The organism is Methylobacterium oxalidis (genome assembly GCF_007992195.1).
GTDB lineage: Bacteria > Pseudomonadota > Alphaproteobacteria > Rhizobiales > Beijerinckiaceae > Methylobacterium > Methylobacterium oxalidis.
Genome location: NZ_BJZU01000242.1, coordinates 1 through 2,884, shown reverse-complemented (window position 1 = coordinate 2,884; position 2,884 = coordinate 1). Strand labels below are relative to the sequence as shown.

At 74.3% G+C, this 2,884-nt stretch carries 3 protein-coding genes; 2 read left to right on the top strand and 1 reads right to left on the bottom strand.

Translation table 11 applies throughout. The annotated features are described in order from the left end of the window. Window positions 1–154 precede the first annotated feature (154 nt). Window positions 155–1,564 carry a TAXI family TRAP transporter solute-binding subunit gene (locus MOX02_RS30055; RefSeq protein ID WP_174804989.1) on the bottom strand — a complete coding sequence of 470 codons (1,410 nt, stop codon included), beginning with the start codon at window positions 1,562–1,564 and terminating at the stop codon, window positions 155–157. A 95-nt stretch (window positions 1,565–1,659) separates the two neighbouring features. On the opposite strand from MOX02_RS30055, the gene MOX02_RS30050 reads away from it, so the two are divergent. Next, window positions 1,660–2,283 (top strand): RecX family transcriptional regulator, encoded by a 624-nt coding sequence (locus MOX02_RS30050; RefSeq protein ID WP_238179989.1) that lies wholly within the window; start codon window positions 1,660–1,662, stop codon window positions 2,281–2,283. 124 nt (window positions 2,284–2,407) lie between these two features. Next, a complete protein-coding gene (locus tag MOX02_RS30045) occupies window positions 2,408–2,839 on the top strand; it encodes an OsmC family protein (RefSeq protein WP_147029418.1) in 432 nt (143 codons plus the stop codon). Window positions 2,840–2,884: the final 45 nt, after the last annotated feature.

The window sequence follows — 2,884 nt, the reverse complement described above, 5'->3', positions numbered from 1 at the left end:
GATCGGGCGCGGGGGCCCCCTCTCCCGTTCGGGAGAGGGGTGGGGTGAGGGATACAGGGTCTTCCGGAGGCGTCGCGCCCCTCACCCGGTCGGGCTCGCGCCGACTCAGGCCTCCCGGATGGGAGTGGTGGAGCGCGCCCGAACCGAGCGGGGCCTACTCCGCAGCAGGCATGCTCAGGGAGAGGAGGCGTGCCGTGCGCGCCCGGGCGCCCGCCCGCGTCTCCGCCTCGGCGGCGCCGAGCTGGCGGCGGGCGTCGGAGATCGCGGCGTGGACCGCGTCCACGGCGAGGATGAGCGCGCTCACCGTCCGGTTGTCGATGGTGCGCTCGCGGGCGTAGCGGACGACGTCCGCCACGAGCTCGTCCGTCTCGACCGCGATGGTGTCGAGCTCGTGCGCGGTCGTGGCGGCCCGCACCTCCCGCAGGATGTCGAGGAGGCGGTCGAGCACCACGTCGACGCGCTCGCGCCGCTTGCGGGCGAGCCGCTGGCCGAGCCACGCGATGCCTGAGCCGATGGTGCCGCCGAAGAAGGCGAACAGGTAGATGTAGTCCTCGTAGCGGTCGAGGAAGGTCTGCTGCTCGCGCTCGAAATAGTCGACCGCACCGGGGTGGTTCGGCAGCCGGGCCGAGGTCGCCGCCACCGTGGTGTCGAAATCGGGCGCCTTCATCAGCTTGGCGATCGGCGCCGAGGCGGCGAGCTTCGAGCGCCACTCGAACAGGTGCTGCGTGGCGGAGGCCACCGCCACGCGGCTGACCGCGCCGCGCGCCATCAGCCGGTAGGAGGCACCCACCGTCTTCACCTCCTCGTCCGGCCGCTTCGGGCGCCCGCCGAAGGTGCCGGCGGGGATCGTGACCGATTGGAGCTCGGGGAAGCGCGTCAGGATCGCCTCGCCGTCCGGGACCGAGACGAGGTCGATCTTGCGGTCGGGCGCGCCGGACTCCACCGCCCGGACCGTCTGGCCCGCGGGCTTCGAGGCCGGGTTGGCGATGACGGCCACCGCGTCGACCCGCTTCTCGGCGATGGCCGCCGTGACGTCGGCGGGCTTGAGCTGGACGAGGGCGACGCGGCCGGCGGGCAGCTCGGCCTCGGCGGCCTCCCCGGCGCTCGCCGCGGCGAGGTCGTAGAAGGTCAGGAGGTTCGTCAGGAAGGGCAGGTCGGCGTTGTGGCGCACCACGATGCCGAGGCGCTTGCGGGCGAGGTCGGGGAAGCTCTCGATCTCGCTCGCCTCGGGCGCGGCGATCACCAGGGCCTCGTCGTGCAGGATCGCCAGCGTCAGGCCGTTGTCGGGCATGTGCACGTCGGGCCGGACCACGGCGAGGTCGGCCCGCCCCGCCTGGAGGGCGGCGGCGCTGTCGCGCACGTCGTCGAGGGGCACGACCTTGAGGCGGACATCCTCGCGGCCGCGGGCCAGCGCGTTGGCGTAGGCCTCCATCAGGGCGGCCTCGGCGCCGTCGCGCGGGCCCACCGCGACGGTGAGGGTGGTGGGGCGCGACAGGTAGACGACGGCCGCCGCCGTCGCGGCGAGCCCGAGGGCCAGCAGGACGAGGAGCCACTCGCGTCTCACGAGGAGCGACGGCAGCGCGCGCCGCGTCCCCCTGCGTTTCGTGCTTTCCATGACCCAGTCATGAATCGTAATCCTGTCCGAAAGGTGAAGAACCGGTGACTCCGCCAAACGTTGCGCCGCCTCCAAATCGTGATGCAAGGCCCGCGCCGCCGGTCACCGCGACCTGGCTGGAGCGGGCGGCCCTGCACTATCTCGAGCGCTACAGCGCCTCGACCGAGATGCTGCGCCGGACCCTGCGGCGGCGCGTCGAGAAGCGCGCCCGGGCCCGCGGCGAGGCGGCGGAGGACTTCGCGCCGCTCGTCGAGGAGACCGTGGCCCGGGCCGTGCGCGCCGGCCTCGTGGACGACGCCCGCTTCACGACGGCGCGGCTGGCCACCCTGCGCCGGCGCGGCGCCTCGGCCCGCGGCGCCGCGGCCAAGCTCGCCGCCAAGGGCGTCCCGCGCGACACCATCGCGGCGGCCATGGAGGCCGAGCGCGAGGCCGCCCCCGAGGGCGAGCCGGAGGTCGTGGAGGCCGAGGCCGCCGCGGCCTACGCCCGCCGCCGGCGCCTCGGCCCCTACCGCCGGCCGGACGCGCGGGCCGCCCACCGGGACCGCGACCTCGCGGCGCTGGCGCGGGCCGGCTTCCCCTACGACCTCGCCCGCCGCACGGTGGACGCCGAGGCGCCGGACGACGGCTCGGGGGAGGGCGGGCCGGGGCCCCTCAAGAGAGATCCTTGAGCACGTTTTCGTGTGCGGATCCCGTGCGCTGGATTTCGGGTCCGCCCGCTCCACCTCGGGGTGGCAATCCGGGCCACGGCCCCGCGCAGCCCGCGCCGGGCCCCCGCGACCGCAGGACATCGCGATGATCAACCGCAAGGCGCACGCCGTCTGGCAGGGCAACGGCAAGGAAGGGAAGGGCCGCATCACGACGCAGTCGGGCGTGCTCTCCGACCAGCCCTACGGCTTCAACACCCGCTTCGAGGACAAGCCCGGCACCAACCCGGAGGAACTGATCGCGGCCGCGCACGCGGGCTGCTTCACCATGGCCCTGGCCTTCCAGCTCCAGGAGGCGGGCCTCGCCGCCACCGAGATGACGACGGAGGCCGTGGTGACGCTGGAGAAGGACGGCGCCGGCTTCAAGGTCACGAAGTCCGCGCTCACCCTCACGGCGACGATCCCGGGCATCGACCAGGCGAAGTTCGACGAGCTCGCCCACGCCGCCGAGACCGGCTGCCCGATCTCGAAGGTGCTCAACGCCGAGATCACGCTGAACGCCACGCTGAAGCAGGGCTGAGGCACCGCCCCGCCTCTCCCGTCCGGGCGGGCCCCACCTCTCCCG